The organism is Variovorax nitratireducens, from assembly GCF_051216545.1.
GTDB lineage: Bacteria > Pseudomonadota > Gammaproteobacteria > Burkholderiales > Burkholderiaceae_C > Variovorax.
Window position 1 is genome coordinate 188,343 of the sequence record NZ_JBPJZO010000002.1, and the last position, 15,174, is coordinate 203,516.

The window sequence follows — 15,174 nt, forward strand, 5'->3', positions numbered from 1 at the left end:
TGTTCAGCCGAGCATCGGCGGTTGGCCGAGCGGCCACGGATTCGCGGCATCGATCTGCTGCCACTGCCGCGCCAGCGGCGCCCCGTCGTCCTGCCAGGCGCCGCGTGCCAGTGCCTGCTCGAGGGGGAACACATGGCCGGTGTGGCCGCCCAGCGCGGCATAGTCGTCGAGCCGCATGCTGAATTCGATCGGCGCGACGATTGCCGGCGTCGGCACGGTGCCGAAGCTGTTGTCGGGCATGCGCATCACGTCGACCATCACCGTGATGCCGCCGCCGGGCCACACATAGGCCGGCGCGCCGCCGCAGGTCACGTTGACCAGCGCGCGCTTGATGGCGCGGGTGAGCAGCACCGGGTTCTCGCTGACGCCCGCACGCAGGCTGCCGCCGGCGCCGCCGAGGAACAGCACGGTGCAGAGCGAGGGTTCGCAGTTCTCGCCGATGCGCTCGACGATGCGGCGCACTTCGTCGGGCATGGGTTGCTCGACCGGCTGCAGCGTCTCGTCGAGCACATACCACTGGGCGTGCTCGCCCGTGGTCGAAGTCATGAGCAGGCGCAGCCCGGGTTTGGCAACCCCCGCTTCCCATCCCTCGATGATCGACAGCGGATCGGCGATGTCGGTGCCGCCCCAGCCGTTGCCGGGATTGGCGACCTGGAAGTAGCGCCCCGGCGTCGACTTGCGCCCGCGCATCTCGATGCCCGAAGGCGCCATGTCGAGGCAGCGGCCGGCCTGGTGCTGGGTGAGCACGCCGGTGATGTGGTCGTCGACCACCACCACCTCGTCGGCCACGCCGGCGAACTGGCGCGCGAAGATGCCGACCGCGGCCGAGCCGCATCCGACACGCATGCGTTGCTCCTCGACGCCGTTGACGATGGGCGCGCGGCCGGCCTGGATCACGAGGCTGGCGCCGCCGTCGATGGTGCATTCCACCGGCTTCTTGTTGCCGAGCAGCTGCATGAGCTCGACCGTCATGCGGCCTTCCTTCTTGCTGCCGCCGGTGAGGTGATGCACGCCGCCGAGCGACAGCATCTGCGAGCCGTATTCGGCCGTGGTCACGTGGCCGACCACCTCGCCCTTGTAGCGCACGTTGGCCTGCTCGGCACCGAGGAAGCGGTCGGTGTCGATCTTGATCTTGAAACTGCAGTAGCTGAAGATGCCTTCGGTCACCACCGTGACCATGTCGACACCCTTCGCCTTCGAGCCGACGATGAAGGGCGCCGGCTTGTAGTCCGGGTAGGTGGTGGAAGAGCCGACCCCGGTGACGAACACTTCGTCGGCCAGCAGCAGGTCGCCGTTCCAGTCGGGTGCACCATCGGCGGGCGATTGCGCGGATGCATCGGCCGCCGGGCGTGCAAACGGCACCAGTGCGGTGGCATCGGCTGCGACCGCGCGGCGCAGCAGCACCACCGGATCGACCCGCACCAGCGTGCCCGCGCGGTTCGCATAGCGGTCGCAGGCGCCGCTGCGGCCCTCGGAAATCTGGCAAAGCACCGGGCACGCGTTGCACTCGACCTTGGCCGTGCTCATCTTGTCGTTGCGCAGCGGCGCGCGCCCGGCAAGGTCGCCCATGACCGGCATGTCCATGCCCGGAAGCCCGTCGGTTTTTGTGTGTTCGGTCATCGTGGAAAATCAGGGGGATCACCCGCATCGGCTGGCTCAGAAGATGCTTGTGATCGATTTGCTCTTTGTGTAGCATTCACTCCACTTTGATGTTGTGAACGCTACATTCAAAATCAATGTAGCAAATGCAATGCCAACGCGCAACGGCGTTTTTACCGAACCAACTTCAAGTCATGAGTGCATTCAGCGAAGAAACCGTCCTCAGCGTCCACCACTGGACCGATCGCCTGTTCACTTTCACCACCACGCGCGACCCCGCGCTGCGTTTCTCGAACGGCCACTTCACGATGATCGGCCTGCGGGTGAACAACAAACCGTTGCTGCGCGCCTACAGCATCGTGAGCGCCAACTACGAGGAACACCTCGAGTTCCTCAGCATCAAGGTCGAGGAAGGTCCGCTGACCTCGAAACTGCAGCACATCCAGCCGGGCGACAAGATCATCGTGGGCCGCAAGCCGACCGGCACGCTGCTGATCGACTACACGCTGCCCGGCAAACGCCTCTACCTGCTGGGCACCGGAACCGGCCTGGCGCCGTTCATGAGCGTGATCCGCGACCCCGACACCTACGAGAAGTTCGAGAAGGTGATCCTGGTGCACGGCGTGCGCCAGGTCGACGAGCTGGCCTACCACGACCTCGTGCTCGACCACCTGCCCCAGCACGAGTTTCTGGGCGACCTGATCAAGAACCAGCTGCTCTACTACCCGACCGTGACGCGCGAGGACTTCCGCAACATGGGCCGCATCACAGAGCTGATGGAAAGCAACAAGCTGACCGACGACCTCGGCCTGCCCCCGCTCAATGCCGCCGAAGACCGCGTGATGCTGTGCGGCAGCCCCGGCATGCTGACCGACCTGAAGCACATGCTGGAGGCCAAGGGCTTCAAGGAAGGCAACACGAGCACCCCCGGCGATTTCGTCGTCGAACGCGCCTTCGCCGAAAAGTAAGCATGGCGGCGGTCAAGGCTACCGCTGTCAACGGCCAACGTCGCGGCACCGGCGTGCGCGACGCTGCCGCGCAGGCCACGCGCAAGGCGATCCTCAAGGCGGCGACCAAGGTGTTTGCCAAATACGGCTACGACGGCGGCAGCGTCGAGAAGATCTCGAAGGCGGCCAAGTCGTACGACCGCATGATCTATTACTACTTCGGCAGCAAGGAAGGCCTGTTCATCGCGGTGCTCGAGGAGATGTACCGCGCGATGGACGACGCGGAGACGGCCATCGCACTCGATGCCGGCCGCCCGGTCGAAACGCTCACCGCCGTGATCCGCTTCGTGCATGGCTACTACCGCAAGAACCCCGAGTTCGTCACGCTGCTGAACACCGAGAACCTGCACAAGGGGCGCCACATCGCGAAGTCGCTGCGTGCCGGCGAATACTCGTCGCACGCGATCGCGGTGATCCGCGAGGTGCTGGCCAGCGGCGTCGCCAAGGGGTTGTTCCGGCCCGACGTTGCGGCGCGCGACGTCTACCTTCTGATCGCCTCGACCGGCTACTTCTACATGTCGAACCGGCACACGCTGACCGCCTTTCTCGGCGAGCCACTGGAAACCGCGGAGGCCGTGGCGCGCTGGGAGGCGTTCGCGATCGACACGGTGCTGCGCGCGGTCAGCGCGGCACCCCTCTCCCCCTAGAACATCTCCACCCACGAGGAGTCCCCATGGCAGAAGCTGCTGCGGCCGGCAAGTCCGGCAAAGTCGTCATCAGGAACATCGGCTTGCTGCTGTCGGGCGACATCGACAAGCCCATCCTCGATGCCGACACCATCGTGGTGAACGACGGGCTCATCGTCGCGGTCGGCAAGGAGAAGGACTGCAACATCGAGGGTGCGAAGACCGTCATCGACTGCAGGAACACCTGCGTCGCCCCTGGTCTGATCGACAGCCACGTGCACCCGGTGTTCGGCGACTGGACGCCGCGCCAGAGCCAGTTGGGCTGGATCGACTCGACCATGAACGGCGGCGTGACGACGATGATTTCGGCCGGTGAAGTGCACCTGCCGGGCCGCCCCAAGGACATCGTCGGCCTGAAGGCACTGGCCATCACGGCGCAGCGCGCGTTCGACAATTTCCGCCCGGGCGGCGTGAAGGTGCTGGCCGGCGCCCCCGTGATCGAGAAGGGCATGGTCGAGAGCGACTTCAAGGAGCTCGCCGAGGCCGGCGTCGGCCTGCTTGGCGAGGTGGGCCTGGGCTCGGTCAAGGCCGGCTACGAAGCGAAAGAGATGGTGGCCTGGGCGCGCAAGTACGGCATCCAGAGCACGATCCACACGGGCGGGCCTTCGATTCCGGGCTCGGGCCTGATCGACAAGGACGTGGTGCTGGAGGCCGACGCCGACATCATCGGCCACATCAACGGCGGCCACACCGCGCTGCCCGAGGCGCATGTGTGCGAGCTCTGCGAGAAGAGCAGCCGCGCCATCGAGATCGTGCACAACGGCAACGAAAAGGTCGCCATCGCGGCGGCCAAAGCCGCGCTAGAACTCAAGTGCCCGCACCGCGTGATCCTCGGCACCGACGGGCCGGCCGGCTCGGGCGTGCAGCCGCTGGGCATCCTGCGCATGGTGGCGATGCTGTCGTCGATCGCCAACATCCCGGCCGAACTCGTTTTCTGTTTCGCGACCGGCAATACGGCCAGGATCCGCAAGCTCAACTGCGGACTGATCGAGGTCGGCCGCGATGCCGATTTCGTGTTCATGGACCGCGCCCAGCACTCGCCGGCCCCGGGCCTGCTCGAGAGCGTTCAGCTCGGCGACATTCCGGGTGTCGGCATGGTGATGATCGACGGCATCGTGCGCTGCGGCCGCAGCCGCAACACGCCACCTGCGACCGAGATTCCGGTCGTCCTGTAGACCCGGCGCCGGCTACCTGCGGCCGCCGCTCGGCGTCGAATAGTCATAGCGCGGTCCGGGCCCTATCGCGATCGGCGGGCCGAGGTCGCCGGCGGGCGCGGCCGGTGCATCCTGCGCTGCGACATACGGCTCGCTCGGCCCCGGCCCGGGCACGATCGGCGGCCCCGCATCCCGGAACTGCGGCGAGGACGTGACCGCGGGCGGCCGGGACGGCATGACCCACGCGCCGGAGCCCGGCGCAGCGATCTCTTCCTCATTCCACACCGGCGTCCGGCTGCGCTCGCGCGAGGCCTGCCGTTGCGAGCCCGCGGGGCGTTGCGGCGACGCCTCGGCGCTGCGGCGGCGGGTATCGGCCTCGGGCGCACCGGTCATCGCCACGCGCGCCGCTGGCGGCGACGGCGTTGCTGCTGTTGCTGCTGTTGCTGCTGTTGCCGCCGTTGCTGCCGCGACGGATCTCGGCGGCGTGGACACCGCCGCTACGGCGGCCACCGGCGGCGCCGTGGATGCAGCAGATGCCGATGGCGGCGCGCTTTGCGACATCGGCGCAGTGCCGCCCTGCCCCAGCGGCAGTGGCGGCACGGCCTTGCTGCCGGTCAGCACGTAGACCGCCCAGGCGATGAATCCGAGCATCACCACCAGCCCGGTCATGCAGAACTTGAACCAGAAGCCGAGCGCATCCGAAGGTGGCGCGTGCAGCGGCATCGGCCGCGAATAGACGGTGCGCGGCGCATCCAGGCCGGTGTCGCGCAGCGGCGGCACCGTCGCGGCCGCCGCGGCCCGCTGCTGGGCGCGCGCGATCGAAGGCTCTTCGCCGAGCCGGGCGGCGCATGCCGCGCAGAATGTCGCCTGTGCGCGATTGGGGTTCCCGCACACCGGGCAGACGACCGATGGAGACCTGAACTTGAACATGCGCTTAACTTTGCATGAATACGAGCGCTTTAGTTGTCAGTTTGCGTCCAGAGTGCGTGTCCACATGTCACTGAACGCAGCCGGGCATGCCTCTCGTGCTGGCGCCTGGCGGCGCGGAGGGTCTTGAAGAACTCCGTCAATGCTTGAACACCAAGTAACGTGCCGATACGAAATTGACCACCAGACCGGCCGCGCTGCCAAGCGCGACGCCGACGGCCGCCGCCCAGGCACCCGCGAGCCAGTGCAGCGTCAGCACGTAAACCGCATAGTTGACCGCTGCCCCCCCGAGCATGGCCGACAGGTAGGCCAGGTACTCGCGCAGCAGCGAAGCATGGGGGGCCGCATCGGCGAAGGTGTAACGGCGATTGACCTGCCAGGTGACCGTGGCCGCCGCCAGGAACGAGAGCACGCGCGCCGCGTACCAGCCGAGCCACGGCGCTGCAAGGTACAGCACGGCCACGTCGACCAGCAGACCCAGCAGGCCCGCAACGAGGAACCAGCCGAAGCTGCGCGCCGCCTTCATCGGCCGCGGCCGTACCGGACGACGGACAGCACGCCCGGAATGGCCAGGTAGCGCAGGCGCTTGGCCTCCTGCCGGCCGATGGTGACGGTGTTGAGCACGATGCCGCACACCAGCGAGAGCATCGCGACCAACACGGTGCCGGTGGCCAGCACGGCGGTCGGCAGGCGCGGAACCAGGCCAGTGCGCAGATAGGTGACGACCAGCGGCTCGACCAGAACCAGCGCGCCCAGCGTCAACAGGCCGGCTGCGATCGAGAAGAACGCCAGCGGCCGCTCGCTGATGAAGAGCCGCGTGATGGTGCGCAGGATGCGCCAGCCGTCGCGGTAGGTCGACAGCTTGCTTTCGGACCCCTCGGGCCGCGACAGGTAGCGGCAGGGCAGCTCGGCATAGGGCATGCGCAGCTCGAGCGCGTGCACGGTGAGCTCGGTTTCGATCTCGAAGCCTCGCGCCAGCGCCGGGAACGACTTTGCATAGCGGCGCGAGAACACGCGGAAGCCTGACAGCATGTCGGTGAAGCCGCCGCCGAACAGGTTCGCGACGGCGCCGGTCAGCAGCCGGTTGCCGAAGCGGTGGCCGCGCCGGTAGGTCAGTGCATCGCGCTCGTCGTCGACCCGCGCGCCCACCACCATGTCGAGGTTGCCCGCCACCAGCATGTCGACCATGCGGTGCACCTCGCCGAGGTCGTAGGTCGCGTCGCCGTCGACCATCACGTAGACATCGGCATCGACGTCGGCAAACATGCGGCGCGCCACGTTGCCCTTGCCGCGCAGCGCCACGTGGGTCACGTGCGCACCTGCGGCGGCGGCAACGGCAGCCGTGTCGTCGTTCGAGTTGTTGTCGAACACGTGGATCTCGGCCTCGGGCAGCGTAGCCCGGAAAGCCTCGATCACCTGCCCGATGGCCAGCGCCTCGTTGTAGCAGGGGATCACGGCGGCTATTCGCAATGCAGGCAGTGCAGGCAGTGCAGGCAGTGCGGCCAGTGCGGGCAGCGGGGACGCTAGAGGCTCGGTCATGGCGAGGTCGGGAGAATGCGGTAGGCCTTCACGCCGTCCTTCTCGGTGATGAGTTGGAAGTAGCGGTCGAAGTCGGGTTTGGTGTGAATGTAAGGCGCCAGCGCGGTCTGGATCACGATGCGGCTGAACTGCTGATCCCGCAGCTTGCGCGCCATCTGGTCGGCCGGCAAATAGACGAAGTCCGAATACCGCCAGGGCCCGAAGATATCGCCCCAGACCGGGTTCGGCGCGAAGTAGAGCGAATCGTTCAGCGCCACCTGGTAGAGCTTGCCCTCGACCGGGTGCGTGCGCAGGTGGCTCAGCACCTCGTAGCCCGGAATGCGCTCGCGGAAAAAGGCCTCGCGGCTTTCCGGCGTGGGCGAGATCATGCGCACGTTGCGCAGGCTGTGGGACAGAGAGGTCGCGACGAGCGCGGCAATCAATACGCCGCCGGCGATCTGCGGCGACCTCGCCGGCAGGCGCCAGCGCCAGGCGCGGCCGATCCAGACGAAGAGCTGGTGCCAGCCCACCGCCGCCATCAATGCAATCAGCGGGTACGACGGCAGCAAGTAGCGCGGGTAGCGCGAGGTCACGCCCCACACCAGCAGTGCCCAGGCGCAGAACACCACGGCGGCACGCACGGCGGGCGAGCGCTTCCAGGCCAGGCTGAACGGCGCCAGCAGCACCGGCCACAGCATCACGTTGGGCGGATTCGCGTGGTGCTGCTGCACATCGATGATCTGCTGCGCGTAGTCCGCGGCGTTCCAGTTGGTGAAGCCGAACAGGCGCGCGCCGATCGGGTTGAACGGATCCCCCGTCATAAGCGCATTGCGCGCATACCAGTAGATGCAGGGCAACAGAAAGCAGAGCAGGGCCAGCGCCCAGACCTGCGGCCGGCGCTCGCGCCGCACCACGAACACCGCGACCAGCGGCAGGAAGATCAGCGCCTGGTACTTCGAGCCCGCGGCCACACCGAGAAAGAAGGCGGCCAGCGCCAGCCAGCGCACGCCGCGATCCGGCGCCGCAGCCTCGCGCCACCACCAGAGCGCCACGCAGGCCGACAGCACCAGCAGCGCCACGCCCATGTCGATGTACGAGTTCGGGTAGTCGCCGAGCGCCAGCCAGATCGCGGCGCCGATGCAGGCCACCAGTCGGTTCACGTGGCGCAGCCCGAGCCGGTAGACCATCACAACCGACAGCCACCCCGCCAGGGCATGCAGCAGGTGCGTGAAGACGTCGTCGTAGACCTGCAGTCCGGCCGCATAGAGCAGGTCGTAGTTGTACGGAAACCAGGGATAGCGCAGCCACTCGTACACGCCCATGCGGCCGCTCTCGGCGAGCTGCCGCGCATAGGGCAGGTGGTACATGATCTCGTCGAATGCCACCGGCGGCGCGAGCGGCGCCGTCAGCGTGGGCAGCGCAACGCATGCCAGCGCGGCCAGCGCAAAGCGGTCGACCCGCGTGAGGGCGGGCGCTGGGGCGTCCGGTTGCCGATGCCAGGCGCGCCACTGGAGCGCGCCGGCCAGCGCACCGGCAGCCACCAGCACAAGAACCGCGCCGCGGCTCAATGCACCCGCGAGCGCGAGTGCTTGCAGGGCGACGACGAACAGCCCCAATCCGAGCGCCGTGGCCATCGCCGTTTCGAGCCACCGGTCACGGTGTGCAGGCGCCGCCAGGCGCGACAGCAGCAGCCGGCCGAAGCCCCAGCAAGCCGCCACGAACACCGCAAAGGCCGCGTAGTGCGCGGCCGCAAAAACAAGCTTCTGAATAACGACTCCCGGATGCAGCGTCAGAGGTTGGGCGCCAGCAGGCGCTCGAGGTCGGCCTCGCTGGCCTGGCGACGCCGGGCCTGATCCGCCAGCTGGTCGTGCCCGATCTTGCCGACGTTGAAGTACGTGGCATCGGGGTGCGCCAGATAGAAGCCGCTCACGCTGGCCGCCGGCAGCATGGCCAGGCTCTCGGTCACGCTCATGCCGATGTCGGCGCAGTGCAGCAGGTCGAACATCGGGCCCTTGACGCTGTGGTCGGGGCAGGCCGGATAGCCGGGCGCCGGGCGAATGCCGCGGTACTTCTCGGCAATCATGTCTTCGTTGCTCAGCCCCTCGTTCGTCGCATAGCCCCAGAGGTCGGTGCGCGCGCGGTGGTGCATGGCCTCCGCAAAGGCTTCGGCCAGGCGGTCGGCGAGCGCCTTCAGCATGATGGCCGAGTAGTCGTCGAGGTCGTCGATGAAGTACTTTTCCTTCTTCTCGATGCCGAGGCCGGCGGTCACGGCGAACACGCCGACGTAGTCCTTGATGCCGCTGTCTTTCGGCGCCACGAAGTCGGCCAGGCAGCGGCTCGGGCGCATCACGCCTTCGATCACCTGTTTTTCGGCTTGCTGGCGCATGCCGTACCAGGTGAGCGCGACTTCGGTGCGCGACTCGTCGGTGTAGAGCACGATGTCGTCGTCGTTGACCGTGTTGGCCGGCCAGAAGCCGACGATGCCGCTGGCACTGAGCCAGCGGCCTTCGATCAGGCGCTGCAGCATGCGCTTGGCATCGGCATACACGCGCACGGCCTCGGTGCCGACCACCTCGTCCTTCAGGATCGCAGGGAACGGCCCGGCCAGATCCCAGGTCTGGAAGAACGGGCCCCAGTCGATGTACCTGGCGAGCTCGGTCAGGTCGAAGTTCTTGAACACGCGGCGGCCCAGGAAGCGCGGCACGGTCGGCGTATAGGCCGACCAGTCGACCGGTGTCTTGTTGGCACGCGCCTTCTGGAGCGGCCAAAGGGTCACCTGCTTCTTGTTGGCATGCTGGTGGCGCACCTTGTCGTAGTCGGCGTTGAGTTCGTCGATGTACTTCGTGGCCTGGTCGGAAAGCAGCGACTGCGCCACGCTCACGCTGCGCGAGGCATCGGGCACGTAGACCACCGGGCCTTCGTAGTGCGGCGCGATCTTGACCGCCGTGTGCACGCGGCTGGTGGTGGCGCCGCCGATCATCAGCGGGATCTTCCTGATGCGGAAATGGTCGTCGCGCTGCATCTCGCCCGCGACGTACTGCATCTCTTCGAGGCTCGGCGTGATAAGGCCGCTGAGGCCCACGATGTCGGCGCCCTCGACCTTGGCGCGCGCCAGAATCTCGTGGCAGGGCACCATCACGCCCATGTTCACGACCTCGAAGTTGTTGCACTGGAGCACGACGGTGACGATGTTCTTGCCGATGTCGTGCACGTCGCCCTTGACGGTAGCGATGATGATCTTGCCCTTGGTGCGCACGTCGCGCCCGGCTGCTTCGTCGCGCAGCTTTTCTTCCTCGATGTAGGGCAGCAGGTGCGCCACCGCCTGCTTCATCACGCGGGCCGACTTCACCACCTGCGGCAGGAACATCTTGCCCTGGCCGAACAGGTCGCCGACCACGTTCATGCCGTCCATCAGCGGGCCTTCGATCACGTGCAGCGGGCGGCCGCCCTTGGCGAGGATGTCCTGGTAGGCCTCTTCGGTGTCTTCGACGATGAACTCGGTGATGCCGTGCACCAGCGCGTGCGTCAGGCGCTGCCCGACCGTGACGGGTGCATCGGGCGTGCCGCGCCAGTCGTTGCGCTTGCTCTCGTCTTTGGCGCCGCTCTTGGCGGTTTCGGCCACCTCGACCAGGCGCTCGCCGGCGTCGGGCCGGCGGTTCAGGATCACGTCCTCGACGCGCTCGCGCAAGGTCGGCTCGAGGTCGTCATAGACACCGACCATGCCGGCATTGACGATGCCCATGTCCATGCCAGCCTTGATCGCGTGGTACAGGAACACGGTGTGGATCGCTTCGCGCACCGGGTCGTTGCCGCGGAAGCTGAAGCTCACGTTGCTGACGCCGCCCGACACCTTGGCGCCGGGCAGGTTCTGCTTGATCCAGCGTGTCGCCTCGATGAAGTCGACCGCGTAGTTGTTGTGCTCCTCGATGCCGGTGGCCACCGCGAAGATGTTGGGGTCGAAGATGATGTCTTCCGCCGGAAAGCCGATCTCGTCGACCAGGATGCGGTAGGCGCGCTCGCAGATTTCGATCTTGCGCTGGTAGGTGTCGGCCTGGCCTTTCTCGTCGAAGGCCATCACGACGGCGGCCGCGCCATAGCGCCGCAGCAGCTTGGCCTGGTGCTTGAACTGCGCCTCGCCCTCCTTCATCGAGATCGAGTTGACGATGCCTTTGCCCTGGATGCAGCGCAGTCCGGCCTCGATCACTTCCCACTTCGAGCTGTCGACCATGATCGGCATGCGCGCGATGTCGGGCTCGCTCGCGATCAGGTTCAGGAAACGAACCATCGCCGCCTTGCTGTCGAGCATGGCTTCGTCCATGTTGATGTCGATCACCTGCGCGCCGTTTTCGACCTGCTGGCGCGCAACCGCCAGCGCCTCTTCGAACTGGCCGTTCAGGATCATTCGCGCAAAGGCCTTCGAGCCCGTCACGTTGGTGCGCTCGCCGATGTTGACGAACAGCGAGCCCTCGCCGATCGTGACCGGCTCGAGGCCGGACAGCAGCATGGGGGGAACGGGGACTTGGGACATGGCACTCACCTGTGTGAATCGGATCAGCAGGTGAGCGTCGTTGCGGGAGACCTGGAACCCCAAGCCTGACACCTCCGCGCGGGGGATGTTGCAACGCTCCTTGGGAGCGCGGATTTTAAGTCGTCTTGGCCAGGGCCGGTTCACAAACCCCGAGCCGCCCTGGCGGCGCCCCCGCGGCCGAGGCCGGCAGGCCGAAGACGCGGTCGAAGCCCCAGTTGAAGGCAAAGGTGTAGACCAGGAAGAACAGCACCAGGCCGAGGTCCATCACCAGGGCCTCCCACAGGCTCACGCCCAGCCCCCACGCGAACATCGGCACCAGAAAGGCGATCAGCCCGCCCTCGAAGCCGATTGCATGCGCGATGCGGCGGCGCACGCTGCGGCCGCGCACGGCCTGGCGCGACTCCCAGCGCTCGAACAGGGTGTTGAACGCGAGATTCCAGACCACCGCCACGACCGATGCCGCCACGGCCAGTGCGCCCGAATGCCCCAGCCCCTGGCCCGTCATGAGCGCCAGGCCGCCGGCGGCCGCGACGATGGCAATGCCTTCATAGAGGCTGATGTAGACGACTTTGCGTTGAATTCCTTGCATGAAGTCGACTTTATGACGGGTGAATTGATATAAAAAGTCATCTTCTTTCAGATAAATTGATAGTCAACCCATGGCCTTTTCCAGCGACACGGTCGAAGTTTTTCTCGCGGTGATCGACCGCGGCTCGTTTTCGGCCGCCGCGCGCTCGCTGGGGCGCGTGCCTTCGGCCGTGAGCATGGCCATCGCCCACCTCGAAGCTGAGCTCGCCCTGCCGTTGTTCGACCGCAGTGGCCGCGAACCGCGCCCCACCGCAGCGGCGCGCTCGCTGGAGCCGCAGGCGCGGCTGCTGGCGGCCCAGCTGAAGGCGCTGCAGGTGCAGGCGCTCGGGCTGACGCAGGGGCTCGAAAACCACCTCACGCTGGCGATTGCGCCGGAACTGCTGTCTGCGCCCTGGAGCGCGCCGCTCGCCGCGCTGGCGCAGGAGCACCCCCTGCTCGAAGTCGAAGTGCTCGCGGCACCGCAGGCCGATGCGCTCGAAATGCTGCACACCGGTCGGGCCCAGCTCGCGCTGGTGTTCGAGCGCCCCAGCATCGACGGGCGCGAAGGTTTTCAGGAGGTCGCGAGCGAGCTGCTGGTGGCGGTGATCGCGCCGAACCACCCGGTGTTCGTGGCCGCCGGCCGGCGCCTGCGCGAGCAGCACCTGACCAACACGCGGCAGGTGGTCGTGGCCGGCCGCGACCTCGCATCGAGCGACCCACGCCTGGTGTTCGCGCGGCACATCTGGCGCAGCGACAACGCCCAGGCGGCGCTCAGCCTGATCAAGGCGGGGGTCGGTTGGGGCTGGCTGCCGCGCAGCTTCGCGCAGCCCCATGTGGCGGCCGGCGAACTGGTCGAGATCGAGTTCGAGAACCTCTCGAACGGGCTCGATCTGTGGGTCGACGTGGTGTGGTCGAAGGAGCGCCCGCTCGGCCTGGGCGCGCAACGCTTCATTCAGCTCATCCAGCGCGCCGACAGGAGCGAGGGCGCACCGGCGCCCGCCGCCTGAAGGCTGTCAGCCCCCGTCGGGCCTCTGCGCGCCCGAACCGTCCCCGAGATTGGGCCGGCCGCCCGGGGGGGTATGCGGTCGCGGCGCCTGCGGCACATTGACGTTGGGCGGCGCTGGCGGCGTGGCCGGTGCTACGCCGACATTCGGTCGGCCACCGCCCTGCTGCGGCGGTACGACGGCCGGGCCGGGAAGACCGATACCAGGGCCGGGTTGCGGCGCGCGGAAGCCCGGATCGCGAGGTGGCCGTTGACCATCGCCAGGGTGCGGTCGGTTGCCCTGCTCGGGCCGGTAGCCCTGATCGGGTCGGTTGCCCTGCTCGGGCCGGTAGCCCTGATCGGGCCGGTAGCCCTGATCGGGCCGGTAGCCCTGATCGGGCCCGTAGCCGGGGCCGCCCCGGTCAGGCCGATAGCCGGGCTGGGGCCTGTTGTAGCCGTGTTCGGGGCGGTAGCCCGGTTCGACCGGGCGCGGTTGCCAGCTCGCCCGCGGCGGCGGGGGCGGACGCCAGCCCTGCTGGGGCGGCGGCGGCGGGCGGTTGCCCCACCAGCGGCGGTCGCCATACCAGGAACGGTCACGGTAATGGTCGCCCCAATAGTTCCCGATGTTGAAGCCGACGATGGGCACGCCGATGGTGGCGCCGTAGGTGGCGAGCGGCACGTTGCCGCCGCGGTAGGGGTATTCGAGGCGCCGTGCCGCAGCCCAGCCGCGCAGGCCGTCGGGCAGCACCACGTCGCACCAGCCATAGCCGCTGGTGCAGCCGAGCACTTGGAGCGGCTGGCCTGGCCCGAGCCGGGTGATCGAGGGGTAATCGTTCGATGGGCCGGCGCGCAGATTGACCGGGCCTCGTGTGTAAGCCTCCTGGGCCGCTGCCGCCAGCGGCAGGGCCAGCGCAACCGCTCCCACGGCGAGCCAGCGGGTGACGTGTTGGTTGTTCATGGCGTTGTTTCCTTTGCAATCGAGGGTAGGCCGCGTTGGGGTGTTGTCAATCAGCCCACACCTCCACAGTCAACGCCTGGAAGGCGCATGTGGTGCACGACTGCAACCTTCGGCAATCAGCTTCACCTGCGCTTGACATGGGCGCAACCGGCCCTCGCGCAACAGCGCAGGTCAGGCCGCGGCTTGCGCCTCGCTGCTTTCGCGATAGAACGGCGTGCGCTGCAACGCGCGGCCCGCGATCGGCAAGACCGCGCGCCCGATCGCGGCGATGTGGTCGGGCGTGGTGCCGCAGCAGCCGCCGACGATGTTGACCAGCCCTTCGGCCGCAAACTCGTGCAGCAGCCGCGACGTGACATCGGGCGTCTCGTCGAAGCCGGTGTCGCTCATCGGGTTGGGCAGGCCGGCATTCGGGTAGCAGCTGATGTAGGTGTCGCCGGCCACCTTGGCCAGCTCCTGGATGTACGGCCGCATCAGCGCCGCGCCCAGCGCGCAGTTGAGGCCGACCGCCAGCGGCTGCGCATGGCGCACGCTGTGCCAGAAGGCGGTGACGGTCTGGCCGCTCAGGATGCGGCCCGAGGCATCGGTCACGGTGCCGCTGATGATCAATGGCAGCCGCTGGCCGCTGTTGTCGAAGTATTCGTCGACCGCAAACAGCGCAGCCTTGGCGTTGAGCGTGTCGAAGATCGTCTCGACCAGGATCAGGTCGGCGCCGCCTTCGACCAGCGCCTCGGTCTGCTCGTAGTAGGCCGCCCGCAGCGTCTCGAAATCCACATTGCGCGCGCCGGGGTCGTTCACATCGGGGCTGATGCTCGCGGTCTTGGGCGTCGGGCCAAGGGCGCCGGCCACGAAGCGCGGCTTGTCGGGCGTGCTGTATTTGTCGCAGGCTGCGCGCGCCAGCTTGGCGGACTCGAGGTTCATCTCGCGCGCGAGGTGGGCCATCTTGTAGTCCTCCTGCGCGATGGTGGTCGCGCCGAAGGTGTTGGTCTCGATCAGGTCGGCGCCCGCCGCCAGGTAGGCCTCGTGAATGTCGCTGATGACATCGGGCCGCGTGAGCGAAAGCAGTTCGTTGTTGCCCTTCACGTCGCGCTCAAAGTCCTTGAAACGCTCGCCGCGGTATTGCGCTTCGTTGAGCTTGAAGCGCTGGATCATCGTGCCCATCGCGCCGTCGAGGATCGCAATGCGCTGGGCGAGGATGCCGGGCAATGCCTGGCCGCGGGTGTAGGTGACGGGCTTCATGCCCCGATTGTA

General features: G+C 67.5%; 13 protein-coding genes and 1 riboswitch. Of the genes, 4 read left to right on the plus strand and 9 right to left on the minus strand.

Features of this window, described 5'->3' with window-relative positions; genetic code table 11:
- Positions 1-3: 3 nt before the first annotated feature.
- Positions 4-1,620 carry a 6-hydroxynicotinate reductase gene (locus ACSFA8_RS06190; RefSeq protein ID WP_435478628.1) on the minus strand — a complete coding sequence of 539 codons (1,617 nt, stop codon included), beginning with the start codon at positions 1,618-1,620 and terminating at the stop codon, positions 4-6.
- A 173-nt stretch (positions 1,621-1,793) separates the two neighbouring features.
- Between ACSFA8_RS06190 and ACSFA8_RS06195 the strand changes: the two genes are divergently transcribed.
- Genes ACSFA8_RS06195 through ACSFA8_RS06205 form a run of 3 tightly spaced genes read left to right on the plus strand, consistent with a single transcriptional unit; the run spans position 1,794 to position 4,467 of the window.
- The gene (locus ACSFA8_RS06195; RefSeq protein WP_286540733.1) at positions 1,794-2,567 is read left to right on the plus strand and encodes a ferredoxin--NADP reductase; all 774 of its coding nucleotides are present in this window, start codon (positions 1,794-1,796) and stop codon (positions 2,565-2,567) included.
- 2 nt (positions 2,568-2,569) lie between these two features.
- Positions 2,570-3,253: a TetR family transcriptional regulator gene (locus ACSFA8_RS06200; RefSeq protein ID WP_435478629.1), complete on the plus strand. Its 684-nt coding sequence runs from the start codon at positions 2,570-2,572 to the stop codon at positions 3,251-3,253.
- A gap of 26 nt (positions 3,254-3,279) precedes the next feature.
- A complete protein-coding gene (locus tag ACSFA8_RS06205) occupies positions 3,280-4,467 on the plus strand; it encodes an amidohydrolase family protein (protein WP_435478630.1) in 1,188 nt (395 codons plus the stop codon).
- Between the two features lie 12 nt (positions 4,468-4,479).
- Here ACSFA8_RS06205 and ACSFA8_RS06210 read toward each other — a convergent pair whose 3' ends face one another.
- The 6 genes from ACSFA8_RS06210 to ACSFA8_RS06235 form a co-directional block, all read right to left on the minus strand.
- On the minus strand, positions 4,480-5,376 hold the full coding sequence (locus tag ACSFA8_RS06210) for a hypothetical protein (RefSeq protein WP_435478631.1): 897 nt from the start codon (positions 5,374-5,376) through the stop codon (positions 4,480-4,482).
- Positions 5,377-5,512: 136 nt separating this feature from the next.
- Positions 5,513-5,899 (minus strand): GtrA family protein, encoded by a 387-nt coding sequence (locus ACSFA8_RS06215; protein WP_435478632.1) that lies wholly within the window; start codon positions 5,897-5,899, stop codon positions 5,513-5,515.
- Positions 5,896-6,912, minus strand: a complete 1,017-nt coding sequence (locus ACSFA8_RS06220) for a glycosyltransferase family 2 protein (RefSeq protein WP_435478633.1) — start codon at positions 6,910-6,912, stop codon at positions 5,896-5,898. Before ACSFA8_RS06220 ends, ACSFA8_RS06215 begins: the two co-directional genes overlap by 4 nt.
- On the minus strand, positions 6,909-8,609 hold the full coding sequence (locus ACSFA8_RS06225) for an ArnT family glycosyltransferase (protein ID WP_435478634.1): 1,701 nt from the start codon (positions 8,607-8,609) through the stop codon (positions 6,909-6,911). Before ACSFA8_RS06225 ends, ACSFA8_RS06220 begins: the two co-directional genes overlap by 4 nt.
- 71 nt (positions 8,610-8,680) lie before the next feature.
- Positions 8,681-11,419 carry a methionine synthase gene (gene metH / locus ACSFA8_RS06230; protein ID WP_435478635.1) on the minus strand — a complete coding sequence of 913 codons (2,739 nt, stop codon included), beginning with the start codon at positions 11,417-11,419 and terminating at the stop codon, positions 8,681-8,683.
- A 25-nt stretch (positions 11,420-11,444) separates the two neighbouring features.
- Positions 11,445-11,527, minus strand: a riboswitch (S-adenosyl-L-homocysteine riboswitch).
- A gap of 7 nt (positions 11,528-11,534) precedes the next feature.
- On the minus strand, positions 11,535-12,008 hold the full coding sequence (locus tag ACSFA8_RS06235) for a PACE efflux transporter (protein ID WP_435478636.1): 474 nt from the start codon (positions 12,006-12,008) through the stop codon (positions 11,535-11,537).
- A gap of 70 nt (positions 12,009-12,078) precedes the next feature.
- Between ACSFA8_RS06235 and ACSFA8_RS06240 the strand changes: the two genes are divergently transcribed.
- Positions 12,079-12,993, plus strand: a complete 915-nt coding sequence (locus ACSFA8_RS06240; protein WP_435478637.1) for a LysR family transcriptional regulator — start codon at positions 12,079-12,081, stop codon at positions 12,991-12,993.
- A gap of 6 nt (positions 12,994-12,999) precedes the next feature.
- Here the strand turns inward: ACSFA8_RS06240 and ACSFA8_RS06245 are convergent, their stop codons facing one another.
- Positions 13,000-13,926, minus strand: a complete 927-nt coding sequence (locus ACSFA8_RS06245) for an SH3 domain-containing protein (RefSeq protein WP_435478638.1) — start codon at positions 13,924-13,926, stop codon at positions 13,000-13,002.
- 171 nt (positions 13,927-14,097) lie between these two features.
- Positions 14,098-15,162 carry a homocysteine S-methyltransferase family protein gene (locus ACSFA8_RS06250; RefSeq protein WP_435478639.1) on the minus strand — a complete coding sequence of 355 codons (1,065 nt, stop codon included), beginning with the start codon at positions 15,160-15,162 and terminating at the stop codon, positions 14,098-14,100.
- Between the last annotated feature and the right edge of the window lie 12 nt (positions 15,163-15,174).

Excerpts from the sequence above, each read along its gene's own strand:
- metH (WP_435478635.1), bottom strand. The coding sequence starts at position 11,419 with ATGTCCCAAGTCCCCGTTCCCCCCATGCTGCTGTCCGGCCTCGAGCCG.
- ACSFA8_RS06200 (WP_435478629.1), top strand. The coding sequence starts at position 2,570 with ATGGCGGCGGTCAAGGCTACCGCTGTCAACGGCCAACGTCGCGGCACC.
- ACSFA8_RS06195 (WP_286540733.1), top strand. The coding sequence starts at position 1,794 with ATGAGTGCATTCAGCGAAGAAACCGTCCTCAGCGTCCACCACTGGACC.
- ACSFA8_RS06190 (WP_435478628.1), bottom strand. The coding sequence starts at position 1,620 with ATGACCGAACACACAAAAACCGACGGGCTTCCGGGCATGGACATGCCG.
- ACSFA8_RS06210 (WP_435478631.1), bottom strand. The coding sequence starts at position 5,376 with ATGTTCAAGTTCAGGTCTCCATCGGTCGTCTGCCCGGTGTGCGGGAAC.
- ACSFA8_RS06215 (WP_435478632.1), bottom strand. The coding sequence starts at position 5,899 with ATGAAGGCGGCGCGCAGCTTCGGCTGGTTCCTCGTTGCGGGCCTGCTG.
- ACSFA8_RS06250 (WP_435478639.1), bottom strand. The coding sequence starts at position 15,162 with ATGAAGCCCGTCACCTACACCCGCGGCCAGGCATTGCCCGGCATCCTC.
- ACSFA8_RS06205 (WP_435478630.1), top strand. The coding sequence starts at position 3,280 with ATGGCAGAAGCTGCTGCGGCCGGCAAGTCCGGCAAAGTCGTCATCAGG.
- ACSFA8_RS06240 (WP_435478637.1), top strand. The coding sequence starts at position 12,079 with ATGGCCTTTTCCAGCGACACGGTCGAAGTTTTTCTCGCGGTGATCGAC.
- ACSFA8_RS06245 (WP_435478638.1), bottom strand. The coding sequence starts at position 13,926 with ATGAACAACCAACACGTCACCCGCTGGCTCGCCGTGGGAGCGGTTGCG.
- ACSFA8_RS06235 (WP_435478636.1), bottom strand. The coding sequence starts at position 12,008 with ATGCAAGGAATTCAACGCAAAGTCGTCTACATCAGCCTCTATGAAGGC.
- ACSFA8_RS06220 (WP_435478633.1), bottom strand. The coding sequence starts at position 6,912 with ATGACCGAGCCTCTAGCGTCCCCGCTGCCCGCACTGGCCGCACTGCCT.